3 protein-coding genes are annotated in these 4,294 nt (G+C 35.1%); all 3 read left to right on the top strand.

The genetic code is table 11. The annotated features are described in order from the left end of the window. Window positions 1-243 (top strand): AbrB/MazE/SpoVT family DNA-binding domain-containing protein (locus BU804_RS05620; protein ID WP_226996143.1); only part of this gene is annotated, 243 nt, incomplete at its 5' end. Window positions 244-828: 585 nt separating this feature from the next. Continuing rightward, a complete protein-coding gene (locus BU804_RS05610; protein ID WP_075883322.1) occupies window positions 829-2,769 on the top strand; it encodes an ABC-F family ATP-binding cassette domain-containing protein in 1,941 nt (646 codons plus the stop codon). Then, window positions 2,762-4,000 (top strand): NAD(P)/FAD-dependent oxidoreductase, encoded by a 1,239-nt coding sequence (locus BU804_RS05605; RefSeq protein WP_075883321.1) that lies wholly within the window; start codon window positions 2,762-2,764, stop codon window positions 3,998-4,000. Before BU804_RS05610 ends, BU804_RS05605 begins: the two co-directional genes overlap by 8 nt. Window positions 4,001-4,294: the final 294 nt, after the last annotated feature.

Below are 4,294 nucleotides of genomic sequence, written 5' to 3'. Positions count from 1 at the left end.
GAGAGGTGTATTATGCAAGTTAAACATTTAGTTCAACATGGAAATAGTAAAGCCATTGTCATTGACAAATCAATTTTACAAGCTGCAGGGCTTGACGAAAATTGTTTGTTTCAAATAGTTGTAGATTCAAATACAGGTGTTACTATTCAATCGGTAAAACCAGTAAACAGCAAATTTGAAGAAGCTAAGAAATATGTTTTTAATGAATATGCTGAACTTTTCAAGAGATTAACTGATCGATGATTTTTTTTCTTCAGCTGATAAATCTTCTTTCACATTTTTAGGATATAAGACAATGAGATAGAGCTTGCTCTTTTCTGGAATATCTAAATAGTCAACCCTAAAGCCCCCTCTTTTTCCTTTATTCATACTTTTTAATCGAGTTTTCCTTAGGCCCGACAAACCAGGGATAACATCACCTTCTTGAGGATTTTTAATTAGTTTCCAATTGTTACAATTTTTCGGATATAATTGAAATAATCCATATTTTTGTATCAGAGGAAAAAACCATCCTATTAATTTTTTTTATGCTGTTTTTTGAGAAATTGTATTTCTTTATTTATAATGTCATATCTTTGAAAAAATCTGCGTTTGATCCGCAGTTTGTAGATTTCATTGCTCTTCTCTGCTTGAATTAGAACAATTAATCTATCCAATTAGATCAGTTTATTGGAATAGCCTTACCTATTTAGCACTACCAAAAAATGCTATTTAACAAGCAACCTTAATAAGAAGATTTACTGATAATAGTTATGCTTTTTACCCTTTTCATGATAAAATCCCTCATTTCTCAATAAAATAATAAAACGTGTAAACTGATCAGAATTTATGATTGCATTAATCGAATTAACAATGCGTTTTGGCGCTAAAATTCTTTTTAAACAAGTGAATCTTCAATTTAATCCAGGAAATCGATACGGATTGATTGGGGCTAATGGGTGTGGAAAATCTACTCTAATCAAAATTTTGACGGGAGAGATTTGTGCTGATGCAGGTCACGTGGCCATCCCTCAACAGCTTACTCTTGGTTCTTTAAAACAAGATCACTATTTGTATGAAAATGAACGGGTAATTGATGTTGTGTTAAGAGGAAAACAGTTATTATGGCGCAGCTTAGAAGAAAAAAAACGCATTTTACAGCGAGAACCATTTACAGACGATGATTGCCAAGCTCTTTCTCGTTTAGAAAAAATAATCGAGGATCAAGATGGATACACTGCTGAAGGAGAGGCGGCAAAATTACTAGAGGGATTAGGAATTCGAGAAGGATCTCACCAAAAGCCCTTACATTTTTTATCGGGGGGCTATAAGCTCCGGGTTCTTCTCGCTCAGCTATTTTTTGGTAAACATGCCATTTTAGTGTTAGATGAACCGACTAACCACCTAGATCTATATTCCATTAAATGGCTAGAAGGTTATTTACGCAATTTTCCTGGTACATTAATTGTGACATCTCATGATCGAGATTTTCTTAATAATATTTGTACGCATATTGCAGATGTCGATTATGGGACAATCAAAATTTATAAAGGAGATTATGAAACTTTTGCTAAACAGAAAAAGCAAGATCTTGAGCAAAAAGAAGCAATGCTCACTAAGCATGATAAGCGTCGAGAAGATTTACAAGGCTTTATCGATCGCTTTGGAGCTAAAGCGACAAAGGCTCGACAAGCGCAATCCAAAGCTCGTTTGGTTGAAAAAATAGAAGATGAAATGGATAGTTTAAATCTTCTTCCGACTTCTCGACTTTATCCAAATTTGAATTTTGTACCCGAAAGAGCTTCTGGTGTTACTGTTCTTAAAGCTAAAAATCTCTATAAAACTTATGGATCCAAAAAAGTTTTGGAGAATGTTTCATTTGAAATAGAACGAGGAGATCGTTTGGCGATTATTGGTCCCAATGGAATTGGGAAATCGACTTTACTGGAAATATTGACAGATCATGCCCAACCCGACCAAGGAGAATTTGATTGGGGATTTGCGACTCAAATTGCTTATTTTCCTCAAGACCATGCAAGAGAAGTGCAAGGTGATTTGAACTTGCTTGATTGGCTGGGTCAATTTGATCGGATCAAAACTCAAGAGCAGATCAGAGACCTTTTAGGTCTCGTTAAATTCTCAGGGGATACAGTTAAGCAGCCTATTCATACACTAAGTGGAGGCGAAACAGCCCGGTTGATTCTTGCTAAAATGATGCTGTTAAAACCTAATGTTTTGATTTTTGATGAGCCGACAAATCACCTGGATTTAGAAGCTATTGATGAATTAACGAAAGCTTTGCAAAATTATTCAGGAACTCTTTTGCTTGTTAGCCACAACCGTTATTTTGTTTCACATATTGCTAATCGCATTTTGGAAATTAACTACCAAAAAATAGAAGATTTTAAAGGAAGCTATCCTGAGTACGTAGAAAAGCAAGAAAAAGATCATTTATCCAAACCAAAGGCTTTGAGTCAACGTTACGCACATGAAGAAGCAAAAACAAATTCTTTGTCAACTTATCAAGAGCAAAAACGTCTAAAAAGTTTGAAAACTCAACTAAAGAAGCGAGTATTTTTAGCAGAAGAAGAGTGTCATAAAATTGAAGAAAAGATTAAAGAAATTGAACAAATTATGACTTCTGAAAGGTTTTATCAAATATCAACACGAGAAAAACAGCTAGAATATACTCAAGAAAAACAATTACTGGAGAATGCATTAATAACTTCTATGGAAAAATGGGAAACAGCAAGTTTGGAATTGCAGCAAAGTGAAGCTGAAGATGAGTGATAAATCTTTGACTATTGTGGTTGTGGGAGGAGGGGCTGCTGGTTTTTTTGGAGCCATTTCTTGCGCCCATCATTTTCCTCAACATCAAGTCATTCTTTTAGAAAAAACGCGTCAACCGCTTGCTAAGGTTCGCATTTCAGGAGGGGGGCGTTGTAATGTGACGCATGCCTGTTTTGATCCTTCTATTTTGATTAAATCTTACCCAAGAGGAAGTCAAGAATTGAGAGGGCCTTTTACTCGTTTTCAACCGAAAGATACGATTGAATGGTTTGAAAATAGAGGAGTGAAACTCAAGGTAGAAGAAGATGGTCGTATGTTTCCGGTGACAGATCAGTCAGAAACAATTATTGCTTGCTTGCAGCAAGCTGCTCGAGAAGCTCGTATAGATATTCGGCTTGAAAGAGCTGTCCAAAGAATTATTAAAGAGGAAAAAGAATTTATCCTACATCTTTCTAATGAAGAAATTTTAATTTGTGATAAATTGTTAATGGCAACCGGAAGCGCTCCGAAACTTTATCCCTTACTGGAAGAGTTAGGACATACCATCATCCCTCTCGTTCCCTCCCTTTTTACCTTTAATGTACCTGATTCTCCCTTGTTAGATTTAGCCGGCGTTTCATTACCTTTCGCGCAAGTTCGCCTTGTCGATGAAGGAATCATGCAGCAAGGCCCACTTTTACTCACACATTGGGGCTTTAGTGGGCCAGCGGTTCTTAAGCTCTCAGCTTGGGCAGCTCGTGAACTTCACACTTTAAATTATAAAACCAAAATGGAAATCAATTGGCTTCCAAATTTATCTGAAGAAGAGATTAGGCAGACTTTCTCAAAAATGAAGCGAAGCAACCCTGCTAAGTTAGTAATGTCGGAATCCTTGTTCGAATTACCTAAACAATTGTGGAAGAGGCTTGCTCAATTATCTAGTATTGATGCTGATTTAAGATGGGCGATGCTTTCCAATAAACACCTTTCTTCTTTCATAACCTATTTGCGCGCTAGCCCATTTTTAATTCAGGGCAAAACTACTTACAAACAAGAATTTGTCACGTGCGGTGGGGTGGCTTTAAATGAAGTCAATTTTAAAACACTTGAAAGTCGCCGTTGCCCCCATCTCTTCTTTGCTGGAGAAATTCTCAACATCGATGGGATCACTGGAGGATTCAATTTCCAAAATGCCTGGACAACCGGATGGATTGCTGGTTGCTCAATGGGAATGCCGACATCCGTCATTTAATTTTCTGCTTCTTTTTTTAAAATTTTTTCTCCTTTTTAGCGATTATAAAGAAAATTTAAAACCAAAATTATTTACTAAAAATTATAGACGTAAAAAAATTTATTCGTTCAACAATAATTACCCAAAACTATTATCAAAAATAAAGTGCCTATTCTTAAACTTAAACTATATTTATTTTTTAGTTTTAAATTTGATTTAAAATTAATTTTATAAATAATAAATATAGAATCAATCAATGATAAATAATTCACAATCAATTCCTTAAAATAAGTTTTTATTAATTAATTATTTAAC

Source organism: Candidatus Protochlamydia sp. W-9, from assembly GCF_001950615.1.
In the GTDB taxonomy this organism is placed as follows: Bacteria; Chlamydiota; Chlamydiia; order Chlamydiales; family Parachlamydiaceae; genus Protochlamydia; species Protochlamydia amoebophila.
This window is presented reverse-complemented; position numbering and strand designations above follow the sequence as displayed.